At 63.6% G+C, this 22,610-nt stretch carries 22 protein-coding genes and 1 tRNA gene; 19 read left to right on the top strand and 4 right to left on the bottom strand.

All coding sequences use genetic code 11. The features are described 5' to 3' along the window. Positions 1 to 195 precede the first annotated feature (195 nt). The 3 genes from RQX22_RS04445 (at position 196) to RQX22_RS04435 (ending at position 3,333) form a co-directional block, all read left to right on the top strand. The gene (locus RQX22_RS04445) at positions 196 to 924 is read left to right on the top strand and encodes a helix-turn-helix domain-containing protein (RefSeq protein ID WP_315724033.1); all 729 of its coding nucleotides are present in this window, start codon (positions 196 to 198) and stop codon (positions 922 to 924) included. A gap of 182 nt (positions 925 to 1,106) precedes the next feature. Then, positions 1,107 to 2,129, top strand: a complete 1,023-nt coding sequence (locus RQX22_RS04440; RefSeq protein ID WP_315724031.1) for a dipeptide epimerase — start codon at positions 1,107 to 1,109, stop codon at positions 2,127 to 2,129. Between the two features lie 217 nt (positions 2,130 to 2,346). Further along, positions 2,347 to 3,333, top strand: a complete 987-nt coding sequence (locus RQX22_RS04435; RefSeq protein WP_315724029.1) for an alpha/beta fold hydrolase — start codon at positions 2,347 to 2,349, stop codon at positions 3,331 to 3,333. Positions 3,334 to 3,441: 108 nt separating this feature from the next. Here RQX22_RS04435 and RQX22_RS04430 read toward each other — a convergent pair. Then, positions 3,442 to 3,528 (bottom strand) — tRNA-Leu (locus RQX22_RS04430). 106 nt (positions 3,529 to 3,634) lie between these two features. Between RQX22_RS04430 and RQX22_RS04425 the strand changes: the two genes are divergently transcribed. The 6 genes from RQX22_RS04425 to RQX22_RS04400 all read left to right on the top strand — a co-directional run bounded on the left by RQX22_RS04425 (position 3,635) and on the right by RQX22_RS04400 (position 8,740). Next, positions 3,635 to 4,582, top strand: coding sequence for a complex I NDUFA9 subunit family protein (locus RQX22_RS04425; protein WP_315724027.1), 948 nt, complete (start codon positions 3,635 to 3,637; stop codon positions 4,580 to 4,582). 24 nt (positions 4,583 to 4,606) lie between these two features. Beyond that, positions 4,607 to 5,410 (top strand): undecaprenyl-diphosphate phosphatase, encoded by an 804-nt coding sequence (locus RQX22_RS04420; protein ID WP_315724025.1) that lies wholly within the window; start codon positions 4,607 to 4,609, stop codon positions 5,408 to 5,410. A 140-nt stretch (positions 5,411 to 5,550) separates the two neighbouring features. Beyond that, positions 5,551 to 6,048, top strand: coding sequence for a hypothetical protein (locus RQX22_RS04415; RefSeq protein WP_315724023.1), 498 nt, complete (start codon positions 5,551 to 5,553; stop codon positions 6,046 to 6,048). Between the two features lie 77 nt (positions 6,049 to 6,125). Next, the gene (locus tag RQX22_RS04410; RefSeq protein WP_315724021.1) at positions 6,126 to 6,800 is read left to right on the top strand and encodes a glutathione S-transferase family protein; all 675 of its coding nucleotides are present in this window, start codon (positions 6,126 to 6,128) and stop codon (positions 6,798 to 6,800) included. Positions 6,801 to 6,814: 14 nt separating this feature from the next. Next, positions 6,815 to 7,108: a hypothetical protein gene (locus tag RQX22_RS04405; protein WP_315724019.1), complete on the top strand. Its 294-nt coding sequence runs from the start codon at positions 6,815 to 6,817 to the stop codon at positions 7,106 to 7,108. 36 nt (positions 7,109 to 7,144) lie between these two features. Beyond that, positions 7,145 to 8,740, top strand: coding sequence for a M20/M25/M40 family metallo-hydrolase (locus RQX22_RS04400; protein WP_315724017.1), 1,596 nt, complete (start codon positions 7,145 to 7,147; stop codon positions 8,738 to 8,740). Positions 8,741 to 8,746: 6 nt separating this feature from the next. Here RQX22_RS04400 and ubiG read toward each other — a convergent pair whose 3' ends face one another. Then, the gene (gene ubiG, locus RQX22_RS04395; RefSeq protein WP_315724015.1) at positions 8,747 to 9,487 is read right to left on the bottom strand and encodes a bifunctional 2-polyprenyl-6-hydroxyphenol methylase/3-demethylubiquinol 3-O-methyltransferase UbiG; all 741 of its coding nucleotides are present in this window, start codon (positions 9,485 to 9,487) and stop codon (positions 8,747 to 8,749) included. Positions 9,488 to 9,561: 74 nt separating this feature from the next. Between ubiG and RQX22_RS04390 the strand changes: the two genes are divergently transcribed. From RQX22_RS04390 to RQX22_RS04345, 10 genes are all read left to right on the top strand, one after another. Further along, positions 9,562 to 10,803 carry an aspartate kinase gene (locus RQX22_RS04390; RefSeq protein WP_315724014.1) on the top strand — a complete coding sequence of 414 codons (1,242 nt, stop codon included), beginning with the start codon at positions 9,562 to 9,564 and terminating at the stop codon, positions 10,801 to 10,803. Next, positions 10,800 to 11,843, top strand: coding sequence for an NAD(P)H-dependent flavin oxidoreductase (locus tag RQX22_RS04385; protein ID WP_315724012.1), 1,044 nt, complete (start codon positions 10,800 to 10,802; stop codon positions 11,841 to 11,843). The genes RQX22_RS04390 and RQX22_RS04385 overlap by 4 nt, the downstream gene beginning before the upstream one ends. Before the next feature lie 37 nt (positions 11,844 to 11,880). Then, the gene (gene ptsP, locus RQX22_RS04380; protein ID WP_315724596.1) at positions 11,881 to 14,154 is read left to right on the top strand and encodes a phosphoenolpyruvate--protein phosphotransferase; all 2,274 of its coding nucleotides are present in this window, start codon (positions 11,881 to 11,883) and stop codon (positions 14,152 to 14,154) included. 123 nt (positions 14,155 to 14,277) lie between these two features. Continuing rightward, the gene (locus RQX22_RS04375; protein ID WP_315724010.1) at positions 14,278 to 15,123 is read left to right on the top strand and encodes a helix-turn-helix domain-containing protein; all 846 of its coding nucleotides are present in this window, start codon (positions 14,278 to 14,280) and stop codon (positions 15,121 to 15,123) included. 88 nt (positions 15,124 to 15,211) lie between these two features. Continuing rightward, complete coding sequence (locus tag RQX22_RS04370) at positions 15,212 to 16,060, top strand: tetratricopeptide repeat protein (protein WP_315724009.1); 849 nt, start codon at positions 15,212 to 15,214, stop codon at positions 16,058 to 16,060. Between the two features lie 115 nt (positions 16,061 to 16,175). Further along, on the top strand, positions 16,176 to 17,708 hold the full coding sequence (locus RQX22_RS04365) for a putative bifunctional diguanylate cyclase/phosphodiesterase (RefSeq protein WP_315724007.1): 1,533 nt from the start codon (positions 16,176 to 16,178) through the stop codon (positions 17,706 to 17,708). Positions 17,709 to 17,777: 69 nt separating this feature from the next. After that, a complete protein-coding gene (tilS, locus tag RQX22_RS04360) occupies positions 17,778 to 18,791 on the top strand; it encodes a tRNA lysidine(34) synthetase TilS (RefSeq protein WP_315724005.1) in 1,014 nt (337 codons plus the stop codon). Between the two features lie 44 nt (positions 18,792 to 18,835). Continuing rightward, positions 18,836 to 19,402 carry a cyclic nucleotide-binding domain-containing protein gene (locus RQX22_RS04355; protein ID WP_315724003.1) on the top strand — a complete coding sequence of 189 codons (567 nt, stop codon included), beginning with the start codon at positions 18,836 to 18,838 and terminating at the stop codon, positions 19,400 to 19,402. Between the two features lie 30 nt (positions 19,403 to 19,432). Then, positions 19,433 to 20,482 (top strand): NAD(P)/FAD-dependent oxidoreductase, encoded by a 1,050-nt coding sequence (locus tag RQX22_RS04350; RefSeq protein WP_315724001.1) that lies wholly within the window; start codon positions 19,433 to 19,435, stop codon positions 20,480 to 20,482. Between the two features lie 71 nt (positions 20,483 to 20,553). Continuing rightward, positions 20,554 to 20,805, top strand: a complete 252-nt coding sequence (locus tag RQX22_RS04345; RefSeq protein ID WP_315723999.1) for a DUF2171 domain-containing protein — start codon at positions 20,554 to 20,556, stop codon at positions 20,803 to 20,805. Positions 20,806 to 20,949: 144 nt separating this feature from the next. Here the strand turns inward: RQX22_RS04345 and RQX22_RS04340 are convergent, their stop codons facing one another. Both RQX22_RS04340 and RQX22_RS04335 read right to left on the bottom strand, forming a co-directional pair. Beyond that, the gene (locus tag RQX22_RS04340; RefSeq protein ID WP_315723998.1) at positions 20,950 to 21,819 is read right to left on the bottom strand and encodes a hypothetical protein; all 870 of its coding nucleotides are present in this window, start codon (positions 21,817 to 21,819) and stop codon (positions 20,950 to 20,952) included. Between the two features lie 127 nt (positions 21,820 to 21,946). Continuing rightward, positions 21,947 to 22,390: a bactofilin family protein gene (locus RQX22_RS04335; protein ID WP_315723996.1), complete on the bottom strand. Its 444-nt coding sequence runs from the start codon at positions 22,388 to 22,390 to the stop codon at positions 21,947 to 21,949. Positions 22,391 to 22,610 lie beyond the last annotated feature (220 nt).

The raw sequence follows: 22,610 nt of genomic DNA, 5'->3' as shown, positions 1-22,610 counted from the left end.
CTTGAATCAACCTGTCCGGAAAATGCGTTTCTAATTTGAACATAGTCAACCCCTTTATGCGTCGCATCCTTCGATCCCCGGCGCTGCGGACTGCTCAAAATGGTTTGCACCATGTGGATTTAATGCAACTATGGAGCCGAATCCAATTGAGGGGGCAGTTGGCACTTGGACACACCCAGGACCCCGGACGGAGACATGGTGGACGAAAAATCGATGCTTTCGCGGCGCACCAGGGCTTTGCGGGAACGCCGCGGCTGGACGATCGCGGAAACGGCGCGGCGGGCGCAATTGTCGACATCGATGCTCTGGAAGGTCGAGAACGGGCAAACCACGCTCACCTATGGCAAGCTCTTGAAGCTCGCCGCCGGCCTCGAGGTCCCCGTCGCAGACCTTTTCTCGCCGGTGGAGGCGACCTTCCGCAAGGGGGGGCGCCGCGTCGTCAACCGAAAGGGCAGCGCGCCCGTGGTGGATTTCGCGGACAATCTCCATCACTTCCTCGCGACCGACATCGCGAGCAAGGATTTCTGCCCCTGTCTGATCGAGGTCGATGCCACGACCGAAGAGAGCATGGGCCACGCGGGCGAAGAATTCACCTACGTCCTCAAGGGCCGCGTCAAATTTATCTGCGAAGGCTATGCGCCTGTCCTGCTGGAGGCCGGCGACAGCGTCTATTTCGACGCGACATTATCGCACCGCTATGTTCGCGAGGGGAAGGATTCCGCCCTCATCCTCTGCGTCTATTCGCATACGGAGGATTCAGAACTTCACAATGTGCCGGAATCCGAACACGGTTTGCTGGCAACGCGCGTCCGCGAAAATCTCGGCCCGGTCGGTGCCGTCCGGCACCCTGGCGCCGATGCCCCCTCCCGCAAGGTCGCCGCGAAAGCCGGACGAACCGCTTTGCGCAAGCGGGCATCCGCCTGACACCGACCAGCATTCGCAGCCGCATTTGCCCCTGGGACAGCTGATCCCACCAGCCCAACCATGCGGCCGGAATATTCTCGCATGAAGTTGCCCCTTTTCATATCTTACCAATTCCAATATCGGTGCCCCAAATCCTTCCCTCCGGCACGGGAGCCGGATCCCTAACGGAGTTGCCCATTTTCATGCCCGACCATCTGACGCTCGACCTGCGTGCCGAGGATCTCGCCCTCAAAAGGCCCTTTCACATCACCGGCCACGTCTTCACCTCGGTGCCGGCAATTGTCGTCCGCCTTTCGGATGGGGCGCATTCCGGCATCGGGGAGGCCTCGGGCGTCTATTATCTCGGCGATGATATCGACCATATGGTGAAGACCATCGAAAGCGTTCGGGGTGAAATCGAATCCGGCCTGTCCCGGGAAGCTCTCCAGCAGCTGCTGCCGCCGGGCGGCGCCCGCAATGCGCTGGATTGCGCCTATTGGGATCTCGAGGCGCGCCGCCGGGGACAGCCGGTCTGGAAGCTCGCCGGCCTCGGCCAATCCAGGCCGCTGCTGACGACGATGACGGCAGGCGCCGAGGATCCCGAGACGATGGTCCGGAATTGCCGCGAATATGACAGTCCGAAAGCGCTCAAGCTCAAGCTTACCGGCGAAGTCGAGCTGGACGGAAAGAGGGTCGACGCGGTCAGGGCGGCCTTCCCGGATATCTGGATCGGCGTGGACGCCAACCAGGGCTATACGATCGAAGGCCTGCGCGCCGCGGTGGAGGGATTCGTCCGCAACGACGTCAAGCTGATCGAGCAGCCCCTGCGCCGGGGCGACGAAGCATCCCTGGACGGCTTTTCGTCGCCGATTCCGATCGCGGCGGACGAAAGCGTCCTGTCCAGCGCGGACCTGGAGGGCCTGGTCGGCCGCTTCGACGTGATCAATATCAAGCTCGACAAATGCGGCGGCCTTACCGAAGGCCTGAAGATGGCGAAGATGGCGCGTGAACTGGGATTTCGCGTCATGGTAGGCTGCATGGCGGGCAGCAGCTGGGCGATGGCGGCGGCCCATGTCGTCGGCCAATATTGCGACGTTGTCGATCTGGACGGCCCCCTGACCCTCAAGGCCGATCGCGTTCCCGGCATGGCCTATGAGGATGGCCTGATTCGATACGATGCCAACGTCTGGGGTGGCGGCATCGATCGGACGATGGAGGCCGCCTGACGGCGCGCCCGTCCCGATGCGGACTCCACTTGATTTGCCCTTCGGCTAAATAAACGGCATAGACGAACGGCACCCTGCCGGAGGCGCGCTGGCGCGCTAGCGCGAGGGCTCGGACGGGGTTGGTCGCCGGCATCCGTCCGGCGACAGGCGTGCAAGGGGGGAGCTGGCCGTGACCTTATCCACTCGTCGATTTTCGATAAAGCGCGGGCTGAAATGGTTGGGTCTGCTTCTGTTGGGCCTGATCCTCCTGCTGCTGATCTTCGGCGCAGGCTATGAAGCGCTGTCGCGCAGATCGGCGGCGCAAAGTTTCCCGGCTCCGGGCAAGCTGGTCGACATTGGGGGCCGTGACATCCATTTGAACTGCAAGGGCCGGGGTTCGCCGACGATCATCTTGGAATCGGCGCTGGACCTGACCGGCTCGCTCGACTGGATGCCGGTTCACGAGGCCCTGGCCAGGAACAGCCGGACCTGCAGCTACGACCGGGCCGGGATCATGTGGAGCGATGCCAAGAGCACGCCGCAGGACGGCAATGCCGTCGCCGAGGATCTCCACGCCGCCTTGGCGGCCGCCGGCGAACGCGGCCCGTTCGTCCTGGTCGGCCATTCGATCGGCGGCCCTTATGCGATGATCTACACGCGCAAGTATCCGTCCGACGTTGCCGGCATGGTCCTGGTCGACGCCGTGCATCCGGAACAGCTGGAGCGTTTCGAGCAGGCCGGGTTGAACATCCAGCTCATCCCGCCATCGTCCACGCTGAACATGTTGTCGGCGACGCGCTGGCTCGGCCTGCCCCGCAAGATGATGCAGGTCGAAGGCCCCGGCATCCCGCCGGCCATCAAGGGGCCGATGAACGCCTATGCCGGCATCTCCATTCCCGGCTGGAAATCCGAATTCGAAGGCTTCCACCGGACGATGCGCGACGCCAATGCCGCGCGCGATTTCGGCGACCGTCCTTTGGTCATCCTGACCGCGACCAAGCCCCAGTCCGTAGCCGAGCTCACCGGTTTCGGCCTTACCCAAGCCCAGGGCGTAACCTTGCGCCGAGTCTGGCGCGAAATGCATGACGAGCAGGAGAAATGGTCGAACCGGAGCAGCCAGATGTTGCTGCCTGATTCATCTCACGCTGTTCCCTGGGACCGGCCGGATGCGGTGATCGCGGCGGTTGGACAGGTGGTGGATGCAGTTCGGGCCGAAGACCGCTGAGCCGGCGACAGCACACTTTGCAGCCGAAAGAATAGGGGTCGCATCGTCTTAAGCGCCGCACGGCAGAGCGGCCTCTCGACGAATTCAGAAACCTCGTTTGAGGGAAAATGGTGCCCAGAAGAGGACTCGAACCTCCACGCCCTTGCGAGCGCCAGCACCTGAAGCTGGTGCGTCTACCAATTCCGCCATCTGGGCACGGGGTAGGCGGGGCGAGTTAGGGGGCGTCGCGGCGCTTGTCAATTCGGGGACGAGCGGGCAATGGGGCGCCGGGCCGCGGCCCTGGTTTGGCGAGGCGTGCGAGATGGTGGAAAAGACGGACAGGCTGGTCACAGTGTTCGGCGGCGGCGGCTTTGTCGGCCGCTATGTGGTGCAGGCGCTGCATCGCAGCGGCGCCCGTATCCGGATCGCCGAGCGGAATCCGCGCCGCGCTTATTTCCTGAAGCCCCTCGGCGGGGTCGGCCAGACCCAGTTCGTGCGCGCCGAGATTGGCGATGCGGCGGCGGTGCGCCGCGCGGTCCAGGGCAGCACAGCCGTCATCAATCTGGTCGGGATCCTCGACGGCGATATGGAGGCCGTCCATGTCGATGGCGCCCGCAACGTCGCCGAAGCCGCGGCGCAGGCCGGGGCCGGTGCATTGGTCCACATGTCGGCGATCGGCGCCGATCCGGAAAGCGAATCGCTTTATGGCCGCACCAAGGGCCAGGGCGAGCAGGCCGTCCGCGCCGCCTTTCCCCAAGCGACCATCATGCGGCCGTCGATCATTTTCGGCCACGAGGACCATTTCATCAACCGTTTCGCCGGCATGGCGCGCCTGATGCCGGTGATGCCCGTGATCCGCGGGCCGGTCAGGTTCCAGCCGGTCTATGTCGGCGACGTCGGCCGCGCGATAGCCGCAGCGGCGCTAGACCGGCTTGGACACGGCGCAAAGACCTATGAACTTGGCGGGCCGCAGCTGTTCACCATGCGCGCGCTGATGGAATGGGTCTGCCGGACCACCGGTCACGATCGCACGCTTGTGGACGTTCCCGATCCGATCGCCAGGCTGATCGCCCGCCTGACCGGCTGGGCGCCGGGCGCGCCAATCACCTGGGACCAGTGGCTGATGCTGCAGAAGGACAATGTCGTGTCGCCCGGCGCCAAGGGACTGGAGGCATTCGGCTTGACCAAGACGCCCCTCGACACGATCGCCGAAGGCTGGATCGCCAGCTATCGCCGCCACGGCCGCTTCGCCGTCAAGTCGCCTTACTGATCCGCCGCGCTGCGTTTCGAGATCATGGAAGCTTCGCTCCTCACCATCATCCTGCTCGGCATCGTCGAAGGGTTGACCGAATTCATTCCCGTTTCCTCGACCGGCCATCTGGTCTTGGCGGGCGAATTGCTGGGCTTCGACAGCGAGGCCGCAGGCACATTCGAGATCGTGATCCAGCTCGGCGCGATCCTGGCCGTGATCGTCCTCTATTGGCGCCGCTTCTGGAACGTATTCCTGGGACTCGGGCGCCGCGACCGCGATTCGATCGCCTTCGCGCGCAACATCCTGCTCGGCTTCCTGCCTTCCGCGGCGATCGGCCTTTTGGTCTACGACATGGTCAAGAGGATGCTCGACGCGCCGATCATCGTCGCGGTCGCCCTGATTGTCGGCGGCATCGCCATTCTCGTCCTGGAAAAGTGGAACCGCAACCCGACCACGCCCACCGTCGAAGCGATGAGCTGGAAGACGGCGCTGGGCATCGGCTTCATCCAATGCCTGTCGATGATCCCAGGAGTCAGCCGGTCGGGAGCGACCATCATGGGCGCCATCGGGCTGGGCGTCGAGCGCAAGAGCGCGGCCGAGTTCAGCTTCTTCGTTGCGGTGCCGACCATGCTCGCCGCTTCGGGCTACGACCTGTTCAAGACCGGCGCGAGCCTGGACAGCGGGGCCTGGACGACGATCGCGATCGGCTTCGTCGTTTCCTTCATCGTCGCTCTGGTGGTGATAAAATGGTTCATCGGCATCGTCTCCCGGCACGGCTTCGCGCCGTTCGCCTGGTATCGGATCGTCATCGGCACCGTCGCCCTGGTCTGGCTGCTGGCGCGATAGCCACGAACCCGGTTGTTCCGGGGGTGAGCCAAGTCCCGCCCCATTCAGCCTTTGCTCATCCGGGTTCATACATGGATCGCAACCGAGTCGCCCAACCGGGCGTTTCTGCCGTGCCGCTTGTTCATCGAAGGAGGCCCGCCTTGCGTGGATTGCTGATCGCCGCCAGCCTGATGATATTCGCCGCAACGCCGGCCGCCGCCCAATATGTCCATCCCGCCGACGAGGAAATCCTACGCTCCTTGCCCGACCCCGGCGAAATCGACGCGATGGGCGATGCGATCGGCCGCACGACCGATGCGCTGATGGACGTGGATCTCGGCCCTGTGGTCGATGCGGTGGATCCTGCGCGCCGCTATAATCGCGGTCATCGCGGCGACACGCTCGGCGATATCGCGACGCGGAACGATCCCTATGCGCGCGCACGGATCCAGGCCGACATCGGCGCTGCGACCGCAGGCATAAGCGCGATGATCGAACAGATCGCAGTCCTGGCGCCTGCTCTCCGCCGATCGATCGAAGACAGTCGTATCCGGATGGAGGAAGCGATGCGCGAATCCCGCTATCGGTCACGATATCGCGAGCGCGGCCCTTATGATGACGAACCTTCTTATGAAGGTCCGGACGATTGGGACCGCTGAACAAAGCGGTCGCGAAGCTGTAATAAACAACTGCCCGGCTGTGGACGCGGCGCGTTCGGTCGTTAAAGACGGCGGGCATGTGGCAGCTTTATCAATTCCCGCTCTGCCCCTTCTCCCGCAAGGTCCGCCTGATGCTGGGCGAGAAGGGCGTGCCGCACGAGCTGGTGCGTGAATCGCCCTGGGCTCGGCGCGACGAATTCCTCGACATGAATCCGGCCGGACAGACGCCGGTGCTCGCCCAGGTCGGCAAAGGCACGGTGCTGATCGATTCGGTCGCGATCTGCGAATATTTCGAGGAAACCGTCGATCGCGCGCCGATGATTCCGGGCGGCGCTGCGGCACGCGCCGAGGTGCGGCGGCTGGTCGCCTGGTTCGACGAGAAGCTCTATGGCGAAGTCGTGGCGCCGATGATGGAGGAGCGGATGCGCAAGCGTCTCGTCTCTCGCGACGCTCCGGACACGCGTATCCTTCGCGAAGCGATGAAGACGGCTAACGCGCATCTCGATTATATCGACTATCTTCTCGATCATCGCCGGTGGCTCGGCGGGCCGGTGCTGAGCCTCGTCGATCTCGCCGCAGCCGCACAACTTTCCGTGGCCGATTATCTGGGCGGTCTCGATTGGCGCGGCCACAAGCAGACGGTCGACTGGTATGCCGTGATGAAGTCGCGGCCGAGTTTCCGCCCCCTGCTCAGTGAACGGATGGAGGTGATCGCCCCGCCGGCTCATTACGACAAGGTCGACTTTTTCTGATTCCGCCGGAGACCATGATGGCAAAGACCCCGAACAACCAGGCCGAGATCATCGACAATCCGCATATTCGCGATCTTTTCGCCACGCAGGCGCTGAGCTTTTCGATGGTGGGCACGTCGAACGTGTCGATCACGCTCAGCAGCGCTCGCTGGAGCCCGGTGAAAAAGGCCGTGCAGCATGTCGTGGTGGAACGGGTCGTGATGCCCCTTACCGGCGCGCAGAACATGGCGGTCGCGCTCAACGATTTCCTGATCAAGCAGGGCCATGATCCTTCCGCGGCGATCACGGCCGGAGAATCGCGCCAATAGATTTCGCCGTGCCGCGCAACGATTGGAGACCTGCCGATGCGCCTGAAATGCGCCCTCATTGCCATCACTTTGGTCTCGAGCCCGGTCGCAGCCGCGGATCCGGCGGCGATCAACCGCATCGCCGACCAGGCGATGAACCATGGCCAGGTGGTCGAGACGGCGGCCTATCTCACCGACCGCATCGGCGGGCGGCTGACGAATTCCCCGGCGATGCGGGAAGCCGAGCGATGGACCCAGGCCAAGTTCAAGGAGTGGGGGCTCAGGAACGTCCATCTCGAGGGCTTCGAATTCGGGCGCGGCTGGTGGATCGAATCTTCCAGGGTCCGGATGACGGCACCGCGGCCGCTGGCGCTCCATGCGATCCCCATCGCCTGGACACCGCCAACTGATGGCGCGATCACAGCGCCGGTCATCGTCGCGCCGATGACCAAGGAAGACCATTTCACGAAGTGGCGCGGCAAGCTGGCCGGCAAGATCGTCCTCGTCAGCCTCCCCAAGGATCCCAAGGATGAGGGCGAGGCACCGTTCAAGCGGCTGTCGGGCGGCGAGCTCGCGGAGAAAGACGAATATCGACAGCCTGTCTACGATCCGTCCGAAGCACGCGACCTGGCGAAATGGTTCAGATTCGGTCGCCGGCTGGACGCATTCCTCAAGGCAGAAGGCGCGATCGCGTGGGCGCGCATGGCGCAGCGCGACAATGGGCTCGTTCATGGCGAAGGCTACAGCTTCCGCACCGGCGAAACACCGTCCCTGCCGGCGGTCGAACTGGCCGCCGAGGATTATCGGCGGCTGACCCGCCTCGCCAAGACCGGCCCGGTGACGATCGAAATCGACAGCAAGGTCCATTTCGACGATTCCGATTCCAAGGGCTATAATATCATTGCCGAAATACCGGGCACCGACCCGAAGGCCGGCTATGTCATGGCCGGCGCCCATATCGATTCCTGGGTTGCCGCCGACGGTGCCGCCGACAATGCGGCTGGCAGCGCCGTGGTAATGGAGGCGGCCCGTATCCTTTCCGCGATCGGCGTGCGTCCCAAACGCACCATTCGCTTCGCGCTCTGGTCGGGCGAGGAGCAAGGCCTGTTCGGATCCTATTCCTATGTCCGGAAACATCTGGTGACACGTCCGGCGCAGCCTGACCCCGAGATCGCCTCGCTCGGGCCATGGGGTGACCAGACCTATCCGATCACCCCATTGCCCGGCTTTCGCGACCTCGTCGCTTATTTCAACATGGACAATGGATCGGGCAAGTTGCGAGGCATCTACGCGGAAGGCAATTTCGCGGCGGTGCCGATGCTGAAGGAATGGATTTCACCCCTTGCCAGCATGGGCGTGACGTCGGTTGTCGCAAAGCCGACCGGCTCGACCGACCATATCGGCATGGCGGAGCTTGGCCTTCCGGCCTTCCAGTTCATCCAGGATCCGCTCGATTATGGCAGCCGCGCCCATCACAGCAGCTTGGACACGTTCGATCACCTGCGCGCGCAGGATCTGCGCCAGGCGGCCACGGTGATGGCGAGCCTGCTGCTGAGCGCCGCCGACAGTGACAAGCCGCTGCCGCGCAACGTCCTTCCGACCCAGCCGTCGGTCACCAGACCGTTCGACTATGAGGATCCCGACAAGGATTGATCGAGCTCAGCCCTTGCGGCGAGCCGTGACGAAATAATCGAGCGACTTGTTGTCGGAGAGGTGGAAGCCGCGCGCGGGACCCCAGGCAAGGCCGGTGCAATCGACGATCTCGAGACCAGTCTCCTCCAGGAGAGCGCAAAGCTCCTCGGGCGTCAGGAACTTGTCCCAATCGTGCGTCCCCTTGGGGATGCGGCCCGTGCCTTCGCCGATGACGATCATCATCAGCCGCGACACTGCGCTACGGTTGGGCGTCGACAGGATGAGCAGCCCATCCTGGGCGAGCAAATCGGCAAGCCCGGATACGAACATGCGGCTGTCGGTCACATGCTCCACGACTTCGAGGGACGTGACAAGATCATAGCGGCCGCCGAGCGCCTCGACGCCTCCGATATGATAATCGATGGCAAGGCCCTGGCCTTCCGCATGGGATTGCGCCGCCGCGATATTCTCCGGCGCGGCGTCGATCGCCGTGACGTCGGCGCCAAGCCGCGCCAGCGGCTCGGCAAGCAGGCCGGCACCGCAGCCGACATCCAACGCCTTTTTCCCCATGAGCGGCCTCAGCGCGCGTTCGTCCATCCCCCAATGCTGGTCGATCCGGTCGCGGATGTAGGAAAGCCGGACCGGATTGAGCTTGTGGAGCATGGCGGAGGACCCGTGCGGGTCCCACCAATCCCCTGCCAGCTTCCCGAAATGGGCCGCCTCGCGCGGGTCGATCGTGGTCGCGGCCGGTTCGCTTGCATCTGCCATGGCGGCTCCCTATCAGGACCCAGCTCTGGGGTCCAAACCTCCAAGAGAAAAATCTCCACCGGCAAGCGAGTTTCATGGCCCGTATCGTAATGAAGTTCGGCGGCACCTCGATGGCGGGGATCGAGCGAATCCGCCATGTCGCCAGTCTCGTGAAACGTGAGGTCGAGGCCGGCAATCAGGTCGCTGTCGTGGTCTCCGCCATGGCCGGCGAGACCGACCGGCTCATCCAGTTCTGCCGCGAGGCTTCTTCGCTCTACGACGCGCGCGAATATGACGTGGTCGTCGCGAGCGGCGAGCAGGTGACGAGCGGCCTGCTCGCGATCACGCTCCAGGGCATGGGCCTCAATGCACGATCCTATATGGGCTGGCAGCTGCCGATCCGGACCACCACCGCCCATTCCGCCGCCTTGATCGACGAGATCGACGTCGAAGTGCTGGAAGCCGCGTTCGAGCAGGGCGGCGTCGCCGTTATTCCGGGATTCCAGGGCGTCGCCGCCGACGGCAGCGTCGCGACACTGGGCCGCGGCGGATCGGACACGAGCGCGGTCGCTATCGCGGCGGCGATGAAGGCCGATCGATGCGATATCTATACGGACGTCGACGGCGTCTACACGACCGACCCGCGCATCGTGCCGCGGGCGCGCAAACTACCGGTCGTCACCTATGAGGAAATGCTGGAGCTCGCATCGGTAGGCGCAAAGGTGCTCCAGACCCGCTCGGTCGGCCTCGCCATGCGCGAGAATATGCCGATCAAAGTCTTGTCATCGTTCGAGGATAGACCGGGAACGATGATCGTCGCCGACAGCGAAATCGAGGAACATGGGATGGAACGGCAACTCATTACTGGGGTCGCCCACGACAAGAACGAGGCCCTGATCACCCTGATGGGCCTGCCCAATACGCCGGGCGAGGCCGCTGCCATTTTCGCGCCAATGGCCGAAGCGGGTATCAATGTCGACATGATCGTCCAGAGCGTTCCACGCGCCGGCGAGAAGACCGACATGACCTTCACCGTCCCCCGCGCCTCACTGGCGCAGGCCGCGGACATATTGGAAAGATTGAAGGACAAGATCGGCTTTTCCGAGATGCTGACCGATACGGCCGTCAGCAAGATAAGCATCGTCGGGGTCGGCATGCGCAGCAATCCCGGCGTCGCGGCGACCATGTTCCAGACGCTCGCCGACCGCCAGATCAACATCCTCGCCATCACCACCAGCGAGATCAAGGTCTCGGTCCTGATCCATGAGGATTATACGGAGCTTGCGGTGCGTGTCCTGCATACGGCTTACGGGCTCGACCAGGACGTGGAGGGATGACGAACGAGGTGCCGGCGCCAAGCACCGGCCATGATCGCCTCGCCCGGCTGATGCAACGGGGCACGGACTTCCTCGGCTGCGAGGTGGCGATTCTCGGCGGCGCGATGAGCTGGATCTCGGAGCGCAACTTGGTTTCGGCTTTGTCCAATGCCGGCGCCTTCGGCGTGATCGCCTGCGGGGCGATGACGCCCGAATTGCTCGATTCGGAAATCGCCGAGACGAAGAAGCGGACGACCCGTCCGTTCGGCGTCAACCTGATCACCATGCACCCTGCGCTGGATGCGCTGATCGAGGTCTGCAGAAGCCACGAAATCGGTCATGTCGTCCTGGCGGGAGGCCTGCCCCCGCCCGGTGCGATCGACAGGATAAAGGCTGGCGGCGCCAAGCTCATCTGCTTCGCGCCCGCTTTGGCGCTGGCAAAGAAGCTGATCAGGTCCGGCGTCGATGCGCTGGTGATCGAAGGCATGGAGGCCGGTGGCCATATCGGTCCGGTGTCGACATCGGTACTCGCCCAGGAGATCCTTCCGCCGCTGGCGGCGGAGATCCCGATTTTCGTCGCCGGGGGCATCGGCCATGGCGGTCTCATCGCCGGCTATCTCGAAATGGGCGCCGTCGGCGTCCAGCTCGGCAGCCGCTTCGTCTGCGCAACAGAATGCATCGCCCATCCCAACTTCAAGCGGGCCTTCATTCGGGCGTCGGCCCGCGACGCCATCACCAGCGTGCAGATCGATCCGCGCCTTCCCGTCATCCCGGTGCGCGCGCTCCGCAACAAGGAGATGGAAAGCTTCGCCGCCAAGCAGCGCGAGGTCGCGGGCCTCCTCGACACGGGCGCCGTGGAGATGGCCGAAGCCCAGCTCCAGATCGAACATTATTGGGCCGGCGCGCTCCGCCGGGCGGTGATCGAGGGGGATGTCGAATCCGGGTCGGTCATGGCCGGCCAGTCGGTCGGGATGGTCAAGGAGGAAGCGCCCGTCGCGGACATATTGCGCGACCTCGTCGATGAAGCCGCGAAAGCTTTGGAACGGCGCGGGCATAACTGATGGCGCACGGGGCAAGGACCGATTATTGACCCTCGACATGGTCCCGACCTCCCCCGCCTCCGCACGTGAAATCCTGACCGGGCTTCACGACGTTATGGCATCCCGGGCCAGCGCCCAGGCCAAGCTCAACAATGTCGTCAGGATCATCGCAGAGGCGATGGCGAGCGAAGTCTGCTCCATCTATTTGCTGCGCGACGGCGTACTCGAACTGTTCGCCACGGTCGGCCTCAACCAGAGCGCCGTTCACGTCACCCGGCTCGCCCTTGGCGAAGGACTGGTCGGGACGATTGCCCGGGACGTGGCCATCCTCAACCTGGACGAGGCGAGCCGCCATCCGGAATTCGCCTACCGGCCGGAAACGGGCGAAGAATTGTTCCACAGCTTCGCCGGCGTGCCGATCGTGCGGCGCGAGCGAGCGATTGGCGTCCTCAGCGTCCAGCATGCCGAGCCGCGCGCTTATGTCGATCTTGAGATCGAGGCGCTGCAGACGGTGGCAATGGTGTTGTCCGAGCTGATCGCCAATGCGGGCCTTGCCGACAAGGCGGCAAGCGAGGCGACCGCACGCGAGGCCGGCCCGATGCGGCTTTCCGGCCTCAAGCTGGTCACCGGCATGGGCGGCGGGATCGCAGTCTACCACCAGCCGCGCGTGCTGATCGAGCATACGGTGGCAGAGGACATCGAGGCGGAACGCCACCGCGTCTATTCCGCCTTCCGCAAGATGCGGGAGCAGATCGACACGATGACCAGCCTCGCGGAATTCGGCACCGCGGGCGAACATCAAGAGATTCTCGAAACCTATAAGATGTTCGCTTATGACGAAGGCTGGTCGCGACGGATCAACGAAGCGATCGACAGCGGCCTCACCGCCGAAGCGGCAATCGAGCGCGTTCAGCAAAGGACGCGGATGCGAATGCGCGAGATCAACGATCCGCTGCTCCAGGAGCGGATGCACGACCTCGACGATCTCGCCAACCGCCTGCTCCGGATCGTCTCGGGCCAGCTGGGCACTGCCGCCCAGACGGGGCTGCGCGACGATGCGATCCTCATCGCCCGCAACCTCGGGCCGGCGGAACTGCTGGAATATGACCGGCGGCGCTTGAAAGGGGTGATCCTGGAGGAAGGATCGCTCACTGCGCACGTCACTATCGTAGCACGGGCGATGGGCATTCCGATGCTTGGCCGCATTCGAAACATTCGCCAGGCGATCGGCGAAGGCGATCTCGTCCTGCTGGACGGTAACGAAGGCGTTGCCTTCGTTCGCGCCACCGGCCCGGTGGAAGAAGCCTTCAAGAGCAAGCAGGCTGCCGGTCGCAAGCGACTCGCCGATTATGCCGCCCTGCGCGACCTGCCGCCCGTAACCAAGGACGGAACGCGGATCACCCTGATGATCAATGCCGGCCTTCGCGACGATGCCGCCGCGCTCCAATTGACCGGCGCCGACGGCATCGGCCTCTTCCGCACGGAATTCCAGTTCCTGGTCTCGGCGACCCTTCCGCGCCGGGAAAGCCAGCAACGCCTTTATCGCGCAATCATCGAGGAAGCGGGCGACAAGCCGGTCATTTTTCGAACCGTCGACGTCGGCGGAGACAAGGCCCTCCCCTATATAGAGGTCGGCAATGGCGTCGGCGAGGAAAATCCGGCGATGGGTTGGCGGGCGCTACGCCTCGCCCTGGACCGCGACGGTCTCATGAAAGCCCAGGCACGCGCACTCCTCGAAGCCGCCGCGGGGCGCGAGCTCAATATCATGTTCCCGATGATCTCGGAGCCGTGGGAATTCGATGCCGCCAAGGCGATCGTCGAACATCAGCGCGAATGGCTTGCGGGCCGCAAGAAGCTGCTGCCGGCGAAAATCAATTATGGCGCGATGCTGGAGGTTCCGGCGCTCGCGGAAATGCTCGACATGCTTCTTCCCAAGATCGATTTCCTGTCGATCGGGACCAACGACCTGACGCAATTCCTGTTCGCTGCCGACCGCGCCAATCCGAAGCTGGCCGAGCGCTACGATTGGCTGTCGCCGGCCATCCTCCGGTTTCTCCGCCGGATCGTGCGGACCAGCAAGGATTATGGCGTGCCGGTCGGCGTATGCGGGGAAATGGGTGGGCGCACGCTGGAATCGATGGCATTGATCGGCATCGGCGTCGAACGGCTTTCGATCACGCCCGCGGCGGTGGGCCCCGTCAAGGCGATGATCCGTTCCCTCGATCGGGGCCAGCTGGTTCCGGAGCTGGAAAAGCTGCTTGCAAGCGGGCGCGCGGACCTTCGCACCGCTTTGTCCGACTGGGCCCAGGCCCATGACGTTGCCATAGGATAGGCAGATGGGCCGCCGGCTCTCTAAAAATCCTCCCATTGGAGGGGGCGCGCGTCGGTTGACAATGAAGCGCGGCTGCTATGTCATGACAAACCATTCGAAACGGGTCGAGCGGATTGGGATTTGATGGCTGAGATGGATCAGGATCCGTTACTGGGCCCGAGCGTGGGCGAAAGGCTGAAGGCCGCCCGCGAAAAGCGGGGACTCAGTCTTGACGAGGTGGCAAGCCAGACGCGCATTCCGATTCGCCATCTCCAGCATATCGAGCTGGGCGAATGGGACGCCCTGCCGGCCGTCACCTACAGCATCGGATTCACCCGGGCTTATGCCAATGCGGTGGGCCTCGACGGACCGGCCATCGGCGCCGAGCTTCGCGAACAGCTGGGCGGCGTTTCGCACACCAGTGCCGCGGCTCCGGCCTATTACGAACCTGCCGACCCGGCGCGGGTGCCCCCACGCTCGCTGGCGCTGCTGACCGCATGCCTGTTCGTCCTGCTTGCCGGCGGCTATCTGATCTGGCGCAATGCGGCGCTCGACGATCCGGCAACGGATGAGAGTGAGATCGTTGCCGGACCTGCCGCGCCTGCAGACAAAGCGGTTCCGAAGCAGCCGCCAGGGACAGTTCCGGTCGCTAACGACAGAAGCGGCCCGGTCGTCCTCACCGCCACGTCCGACGTATGGCTACGCATTTACGAAGGCAATGGCGGCCGCCGGCTGCACGAGGCCATTCTGAAAGCCGGCGAAAGTTATACCGTGCCATCCACCGCCACGGCGCCGCAAATCCTGACCGGCCGGCCCAATGCGCTTCGCGTGACCGTCGGATCGACAATGATCCCCCAATTGTCGCCTGCGGAACGGACCATTTCCGATGTCAGCCTTCTGCCTGCGGACCTGCTTGCCCGCGCCAATGCGGGTGCGGGGGCCAATCAGAACGCCCAACCCGCCGCCGCGTCCGAGATACCGGTGGATTGAAACTGCCCATGGAACCAGCTGCTTAATGCTGGCGACAGGGGACGCTTCCTAATATCAACGCGAAAGAGTGGTTAACGGGGTCGATATCATGCGTCTTCATCTTCTTGCCTTGGTCCTGCTGGCCAGCACTGCGGCGCCAGCGGTGGCGCAGCAGAATGCGTCACAGGGTATCGACAGGCGCATCGGCAAGCTCGAACAGGAAATGCGCGCGGTCCAACGGCGGGTCTTTCCCGGCGGCAATGTCGAGCCTGAAATCCGTCCCGAGATCGAGCTGCAACCCATGCCTGGCGTGCCCGCGAGCAGCGCCACCGCCGATCTCACCGCTCGGGTAGATGCACTGGAAAGCCAATTGGCCAGCCTCACGGGCCAGATCGAGCAGAATCAGTACCAGCTGCGCCAGCTCGAACAGGCATTGACCTCCTTGACGCAAAGCACCCAATCCCGGCTGGATGCGATCGAGCGGCCGGCAGTGCCGGATCAACCGGCCCCGGCCGAAGCACCTCCCGCCATCGAGGAAGAGGATGCCGGAACCGCCGCCGATGCGGCGGCCTCCGCCGAAGATGCCTACAATGCCGGCTTCCGGCTCTGGGACCAGCAGCGTTATGGCGAAGCGCAGCAGGCCCTCGAGGCTGTGGCCAAGAAATATCCGAAGCATCGCCTGGCGAGCTGGGCCAGCAACCTGGCCGGCCGTGCCTATCTCGACGATGGCAAGCCGGCGACCGCGGCAAAGGTCCTTCTCGCCAATTATCAGAACGATCCCAAGGGAGAACGTGCGGCCGACAGTCTCTTCTTCCTCGGCCAGGCGCTGGTGAAGCTGCAGAAGATGCCCGAAGCCTGCAAAGTCTATGACGAGTTGCAGGATGTCTATGGCGCATCGATGCGCGACTTCCTGAAACAGCGCCTTCCGCAAGCCCGGAAAACTGCCAATTGCGACTGAGGCGGCCGCCATCGCCCGATGGTAACATAGGTTTATGTCTATTCCCGACCCCGGAATGACACTTTATTAACCGCACTTCTCTACAGTCGCGCCTCCTGTGCCGGGGGGAGGGTGCATGTCTTATTCGCGCAAACTCATTGCTCCGATCGTCTCGGCGGCCGTTGCGACCATATCGCTGACCAGCTTCGCCATCATCATCCTGGTGAGGGACGAAGCGGGTTCCGGCCTGGCGCTATTCCAATTGATCTGGCCGATCGTGCTGACCTCTGCTGTGGCCGTGATCCTCGTCATGTCCCTCCTCTATAGAACACTTACGGATCTGGTCCTCGAACTTCAGGCCAGGGAGGCGGCCGCGCAGCATCTTGCCCTTCACGACCAACTGACCGGTCTCGCCAACCGGACCCTTCTGCAAGACCGCCTGGATCAGGCGCTGGGCCGCTATCGCCGCGCCGGCGAAAAGGTCGCCCTACTGATGCTCGACCTCGACCGCTTCAAGCAGGTCAACGATACGCTTGGGCATCATGCCGGCGATCTCCTGGTCCAGCAGGTCGGCAACCGGCTGCTCAAGCTCTTGCGCACGACGGATACGGTGGCGCGTATCGGCGGCGACGAATTCGCGCTCATCCAAACCGGCCCGAAGAATGAAGCCGAGGTCCGCGCCATGTGCGGTCGCGTCATCAAGGCACTGCGAGAGCCTTTCCTGCTCAACGGCAGGGAAGCGCGTATCGGAGTCAGTATCGGTGCCATTCTGGCCGCCGAGACCCAAACCACAGCTGCGGACCTGCTCCGCAAGGCCGACATCACCATGTACAGGGCCAAGGCAGCGGGGCGGGATTGTTTCCGCTTCTTCTCCGACGAAATGGACGCCGCCGTCCAGCGCCGTGACCAGATCGAGAGCCGGCTTCGGGCCGCCTTGCGGGCCGGCAGCGACCTCGGCCTCTATTTCCAGCCGCAAATCACCAGCACCGGACACGTCTCCGGATTCGAGGGCCTGTTGCGGTGGACCGACCCTGTGCTCGGCGAGCTCACTCCCACCGAAGTCATTCCGATCGCGGAAGAATGCGGTTTGATCAATGTGCTCGGCGAATTGGTGCTGAAGCGCGCCTGTGCCGTCGCCCGCCAGTGGCCGGACCTTTCCGTAGCGGTAAACCTTTCGCCGATGCAGTTCCGAAATTCCGATCTTCCCGCGCGACTCAGGAAGATCGTCGAAACGGAACGCGTCCAATGCAGTCAGATCGAACTTGAAATCACCGAAACACTGCTGGTCGAACATGGCGACAGTTGCGCGGAAGTCATCCAGGCGCTTCGCAGCAACGGGTTCAGGATCGCGCTCGATGATTTTGGCACGGGCTATTCGTCCTTAAGCTATTTGCGGCGCTTTCAGGTCGACAAGATCAAGCTCGACCGCTCCTTCATCGACACCGCCCATATGGACGAGAGCGTCGCCATCATCCGAGCCGCCGTCGGCCTCGGCCATGCCATCAATCTCGAGGTGATGGCGGAGGGAATCGCCAACAAGGAACAGGAACAGGTTGCGCTGGAAGCAGGCTGCGACGGACTGCAGGGTTTTCTCTACGCACCGGCGTTGCCGCACGAGGCGCTGGCCGCATTCATCGAAGCGCGCCGCACCAGCGCCATCGCCGCCTGATCGCGGCCGGACCCTGCCAGCGCCTCCCTGCGCATTTCCCTTAGGCGCATATCCGTTTAAACGCGGTCCATGGCGCTCCCATCCTTGCCTCCGCTCTCGGTCGAACGATTCCGCCGCGACTTTGCGGCGCTCGGCGGCAATGAACAGGAAGGGGTCGGCGTCGCGGTATCGGGTGGACCGGACAGCCTGGCTTTGCTGCTGCTCGCGCACGCAGCCTATCCGGATCATGTCCGGGCAGCCACGGTCGATCACGGCCTTCGGAGCGAAAGCAGGGCTGAGGCCGATCTGGTCGCACGCTATTGCACCTCCCTTTCGATTCCCCATGCCATCCTGACGGTGAATGTGGTCTCGGCTGGGGACGGCCTCCAGGCCAGCGCTCGCCAAGCTCGCTACGGCGCGCTTGGAGGCTGGCTGGAATCGGAAGGCATGAAGGCGTTGCTCACCGCCCATCATGCCGATGACCAGGCGGAAACACTCGTCATGCGCCTGTTGAGAGGATCCGGCGTGGCCGGGCTTGCCGGTGTCCGGAGCCGGATGCCCTTTCCGGCCGCAGGCGAGGACGCGCTGATCCTGCGGCCACTGCTCGGCTGGCGCCGCGCGGCACTGGCCGAGATCGTCCAGCATGCCGGACTGCAGGCCGTTGCGGATCCGAGCAACGAGAATGAGGATTTCGATCGCGCCCGCATCCGCCGCCATCTTGCCCAAACCCCTTGGCTCGATCCCGAGCCGCTCGCCCGCAGCGCCGCCGCCCTGGCCGATGCTGAGGAGGCTCTGGACGCCGCCGCCCGCACGCTCGCCGCTACCCGGATCGAGCAAAGTGGCGGTTCGATCCTACTGGATCCGGGCGATATCCCCAACGCGCTACTCCGTCGCGTGATCCTGTCCTGTCTGCGTCTGATCGTTCCGGACGCGGCACCGCGCGGCGGGCAACTGACGGACCTTGCCGAGCAGCTCCGGCGCGGTCGGGTGGCAACGCTGGCAGGAGTCAAATGCAGCGGCGGAGTCTGTTACCGTTTCGAACCCGCACCGCCCCGGCGCGCATCCTTGTCACCTGACGCGTCAACGTTCAGTCACAAGGACTGAGCGATCTCGTTGCCGGCCGATACATTATGCGCCAGGATCGAAACATGGCCAGCTCCCCTTCGGTCCGGGAAACGCGACGCGCGCAAATCTATCCATCTCTGGAAGGAGTGGAGATCGACCGTCTGCGTCGCTTTGCAAGCCACCGGCGATTCGGCGCAGGCGAGATGCTGGTCAGGGGCGGCGAGCCGGGCCACGGACTTGCCATCATCCTGAACGGCCAAGTCGAGGTCTACCGCCATGGCGGCGGCACAGCGGCACAGCTCATCACGACGCATGGTTCCGGAAACTTCGTGGGCGAGCTCGCCCAATTGTCCGGCCGCCCCGCTTTGTTCGACGCGCGAGCCAGGGAGATGGTCGAGGCGCTGATCATCGCTCCAGATCAATTGCGGGCCTTGCTGACAGCCGAGGCCGAGCTTGGCGAACGGATCATGCGCGCGCTGATCCTGCGCCGCGTCGGCCTCATCGAATCCGGCGATGGCGGTCCCGTCATCATTGGCCGTGCCGGGGATGGGGACGTCCTCCGGCTCGAGGGCTTCCTGTCGCGCAACGGGCACCCCTTCCAGCGGCTCGACGCCGAAAGCGACAGCTGCGCCCAAGCCCTGGTGGACTGATTCCATTTCGATCCCGGCGAGCTTCCCATCGTGCTGTGCCCGGATGGCCGGCTGCTCCGCAACCCGACCGAGGCGGCGCTCGGCCGTTGCATCGGCTTGGTCGGGCCCATCGACGCGGATCGGCTGTTCGATGTGGCGGTGGTCGGCGCGGGGCCGGCCGGCCTGGCCGCTTCCGTCTACGGCGCCTCGGAAGGATTGTCCGTGCTGACGTTGGATTGCCGCTCGTTTGGTGGACAGGCGGGAGCGTCGGCGCGGATCGAGAACTTCCTGGGCTTTCCCACCGGCATTTCCGGAATGGCCCTCATGGGACGCGCCTTTAGCCAGGCCCAGAAGTTCGGGGTTGAAATGGCGATTCCGGACGAGGTGGCTCGATTGGAGAACGGCGAGGATGGCGTCCTGTGCCTGTCCCTTGCCAATGGCGAGCATATCCGCGCCCGGTCGATCGTGGTGGCCACCGGCGCCCGCTATCGCAGACTGCCGCTTGCGGGACTCGAGGATTTCGAAGGTTCGTCGATACACTATTGGGCGTCTCCCCTCGAAGGGAAATTGACGTCGGGACATAATATTGCCCTCGTCGGCGGGGGGAATTCCGCCGGCCAGGCAGCCGTCTTCCTCGCCGGTCATGCCGCGCATGTCACCTTGCTGACCCGCCGGAAGCTGGAGGCCACCATGTCTCATTATCTGGTTCAGCGCCTTGCCGGCCTTGCCAACGTCGAAGTGGTCACGGGGGTAGAGGTGACGGCGCTGGAAGGGACCGGCGGCGCGCTGGACGCGATATCCTGGCGCGCCTTCGGCAGCACCGGCGAGAATCGCCGCGAAGTTCGGCATCTCTTTCTGTTCATCGGCGCAGATCCCAATACGGACTGGCTCGCCAATGCCGACATCGCCCTGGACGATCGCGGCTTCATCCGCACCGGTCCGGATGCCGCGGCGGACCGCCTGCCGCTGGAAACCAGCAGGCGGGGCGTGTTCGCCATCGGCGATGTCCGGTCCGGATCGGTGAAGAGGGTCGCAGCAGCGGCCGGGGACGGCGCCCAGGTCGTCTCCGCACTCCACGCCTATCTTGCGCCACCACTTTGACATTGCCTGTCCGACCCGGGGGTGGAGCGTTTCGACCGCCCCGGAGTTCAGCTTTCAAGAGGAGAAGAAACATGGTCGATCGGAACGATATCAAGGAACATATGGAAGTGATCGGCGCCGACGGCGTCCATGTCGGAACTGTCGATCACGTCAATGGCGATCGCATCAAGCTTACCAAGGCCGATAGCGGACAAGGATCGCATGAGGGCCATCACCATTATATCTCACTCGGCCTCGTCGCCGAGGTGGAAGACGACCGGGTGAGGCTGTCGGCCAATGGCGACGTAGCCGTGTTGTTCGAGGAAGAGGAGGACTCGGCCTGAGGAGCCGCCCAGCGAAGGCGGCGCTGCTTTCACGCGCATGACAGGCCTGATCCGTTTTTCTCTTTTCCTTCCTGCCGAGTCGTCTGCTGATTTCCCCTGGGATCAGCACGAAAGTCACCCGCCAAGGATCGAAAATAGATGATTTCATAAAGTGTCGGCTGCCTTCTTTCGGCTGCGTCGGGCCTTCGGCGTCTTGGATTCGGGTTCGAGATCCTCCGGGGCAGCGGTCGGATTCCCTGGTCGCTCATCGACATGGTCTGGGTCCGGACCAAAGTTGCTTCGGTCCCCGAATATGATGTCGTCCGGAACATCCATGAAATCATGGTCCACATCGACGAAGGCAGGTTTGCTGGGCTGGGGCCATGCGATGGCATCGTCCTGCATGAAGTCGTCATCGTTCATGCTTGATTGGTCCACGCGTTCCGAAGGGAGCTCCGCCGAAGAATTTTCTCGCGCACCGGCGGGTGCCCTGGAAATGTTTCTCTGAAAGGCTACTGAGTCCGGTTCGGTGCCTGGTGGCGCCAAGGGGGCCGTCGGCGCTTCGGTCGCACTTTCCACGTCTGGACTCTCCCTGGCAGGATTCGGGTCGTCGATTGCTACGTCTTCGATTGCACTGCTTGCCATCACAGAGCTTTCGCTCGCGGGGACTTTTATCCTGACGCCCTCGCTACCGGTGCCCGCCATCCGAGCCGGACCAGGCACCTGTTCCGCTTGGTCTTCGCCCCTCCTCGGCGAATTCTCGGCAAGACCCCGGGCGAGACGGCCGATGGGGGAGTGGCTCGGAACTTCACTCCATTCTTCGGTTTTGAGCTGGAAGCGTCCCGGTACAGGCAAGGTTTCAGGCTCATATTTAGACTTCCAGACGACCCGATAGCCCTTGGGAACATGCCAGCGCCCGGCTACCCTTCTCACAAGGTCCTGGCCGCAGGCCTGACACCTGGTGAAATAATAGCCGCTATTCCAGCGATCATAGGGGTTGGCCTTATGCCAGCCGATCGCGCAAAAAAGGCGCATAGCATCCTCCAAGACCGGCACGGCTCCCCGTCCCGCACGCGGCAAGGGCTCGGCGCGGCTGCGTCATGGGCGATTGTCTTCCCGCCCGCAGCTTCACCATATTGATCGGGCAGCGTCCGAGCCGCGATCAATCGATGTAGATCGGCTTGCTCTTGGCGTCACCCGGGGCTTCCACCAGCTTGAGCTTGCTTCCCCCGCCTTCATTGCCCTCGATGGTCCGGCATTTGATATTGCCTTCGATCATGCCGCCATTGGCCACCCGCAATCGTTCGTAGACGATATCGCCGGTGACTCGCGCGCCCGCTTCGATGGCCAGGTCCCTGGTTTCGACGGAACCTTCAACAGCACCCGACACACGTACGCGATCGGCGTGGATACTGCCCTTGATCATGCTGCCCTCGCCCAGGATCAAGGTCGCGCATCGGACATCGCCGTTGACGCGCCCTTCGATGTGCAAGTCCACCGCGCGCTGGTCCAGCGAGGATTCGATATTCCCGGTGATGACGATATCCGCCCCGATCACGGACACGGGATTCTTTTCGGGTTTCTCTCTTGGCTCCGGATTTTCCATCGTCTGTGCCTTTCCTGACTTCGTCGCGACCGAGGGGATCCGCACATAATCGTTTTGGAGGCCGTCGAACGGATGCCGGACCGGCCTCCACGCTCAACTGGTCACGCGGTCGGTCAACGCGTTCAGTTGATTGAGGAATATTACGTCACCAAATAGTTAGTCACAATCATATAATATGGTGAGATCGGGGCTGCCCTGATCTGGGACAGGCTGATCCTTG

The organism is Sphingosinicella rhizophila, assembly GCF_032378825.1.
In the GTDB taxonomy this organism is placed as follows: Bacteria; Pseudomonadota; Alphaproteobacteria; order Sphingomonadales; family Sphingomonadaceae; genus Allosphingosinicella; species Allosphingosinicella rhizophila.
The sequence above is the reverse complement of the archived record's forward strand: the minus strand, read 5'-3'. Positions and strand labels throughout refer to the sequence as shown.

Excerpts from the sequence above, each read along its gene's own strand:
- RQX22_RS04370 (WP_315724009.1), top strand. The coding sequence starts at position 15,212 with ATGCGTCTTCATCTTCTTGCCTTGGTCCTGCTGGCCAGCACTGCGGCG.
- RQX22_RS04400 (WP_315724017.1), top strand. The coding sequence starts at position 7,145 with ATGCGCCTGAAATGCGCCCTCATTGCCATCACTTTGGTCTCGAGCCCG.
- RQX22_RS04425 (WP_315724027.1), top strand. The coding sequence starts at position 3,635 with ATGGTGGAAAAGACGGACAGGCTGGTCACAGTGTTCGGCGGCGGCGGC.
- RQX22_RS04335 (WP_315723996.1), bottom strand. The coding sequence starts at position 22,390 with ATGGAAAATCCGGAGCCAAGAGAGAAACCCGAAAAGAATCCCGTGTCC.
- tilS (WP_315724005.1), top strand. The coding sequence starts at position 17,778 with ATGGCGCTCCCATCCTTGCCTCCGCTCTCGGTCGAACGATTCCGCCGC.
- RQX22_RS04340 (WP_315723998.1), bottom strand. The coding sequence starts at position 21,819 with ATGCGCCTTTTTTGCGCGATCGGCTGGCATAAGGCCAACCCCTATGAT.
- RQX22_RS04345 (WP_315723999.1), top strand. The coding sequence starts at position 20,554 with ATGGTCGATCGGAACGATATCAAGGAACATATGGAAGTGATCGGCGCC.
- RQX22_RS04420 (WP_315724025.1), top strand. The coding sequence starts at position 4,607 with ATGGAAGCTTCGCTCCTCACCATCATCCTGCTCGGCATCGTCGAAGGG.
- ptsP (WP_315724596.1), top strand. The coding sequence starts at position 11,881 with ATGGTCCCGACCTCCCCCGCCTCCGCACGTGAAATCCTGACCGGGCTT.
- RQX22_RS04445 (WP_315724033.1), top strand. The coding sequence starts at position 196 with ATGGTGGACGAAAAATCGATGCTTTCGCGGCGCACCAGGGCTTTGCGG.
- ubiG (WP_315724015.1), bottom strand. The coding sequence starts at position 9,487 with ATGGCAGATGCAAGCGAACCGGCCGCGACCACGATCGACCCGCGCGAG.
- RQX22_RS04440 (WP_315724031.1), top strand. The coding sequence starts at position 1,107 with ATGCCCGACCATCTGACGCTCGACCTGCGTGCCGAGGATCTCGCCCTC.
- RQX22_RS04385 (WP_315724012.1), top strand. The coding sequence starts at position 10,800 with ATGACGAACGAGGTGCCGGCGCCAAGCACCGGCCATGATCGCCTCGCC.
- RQX22_RS04390 (WP_315724014.1), top strand. The coding sequence starts at position 9,562 with ATGGCCCGTATCGTAATGAAGTTCGGCGGCACCTCGATGGCGGGGATC.
- RQX22_RS04405 (WP_315724019.1), top strand. The coding sequence starts at position 6,815 with ATGATGGCAAAGACCCCGAACAACCAGGCCGAGATCATCGACAATCCG.
- RQX22_RS04410 (WP_315724021.1), top strand. The coding sequence starts at position 6,126 with ATGTGGCAGCTTTATCAATTCCCGCTCTGCCCCTTCTCCCGCAAGGTC.
- RQX22_RS04355 (WP_315724003.1), top strand. The coding sequence starts at position 18,836 with ATGGCCAGCTCCCCTTCGGTCCGGGAAACGCGACGCGCGCAAATCTAT.
- RQX22_RS04365 (WP_315724007.1), top strand. The coding sequence starts at position 16,176 with ATGTCTTATTCGCGCAAACTCATTGCTCCGATCGTCTCGGCGGCCGTT.
- RQX22_RS04375 (WP_315724010.1), top strand. The coding sequence starts at position 14,278 with ATGGCTGAGATGGATCAGGATCCGTTACTGGGCCCGAGCGTGGGCGAA.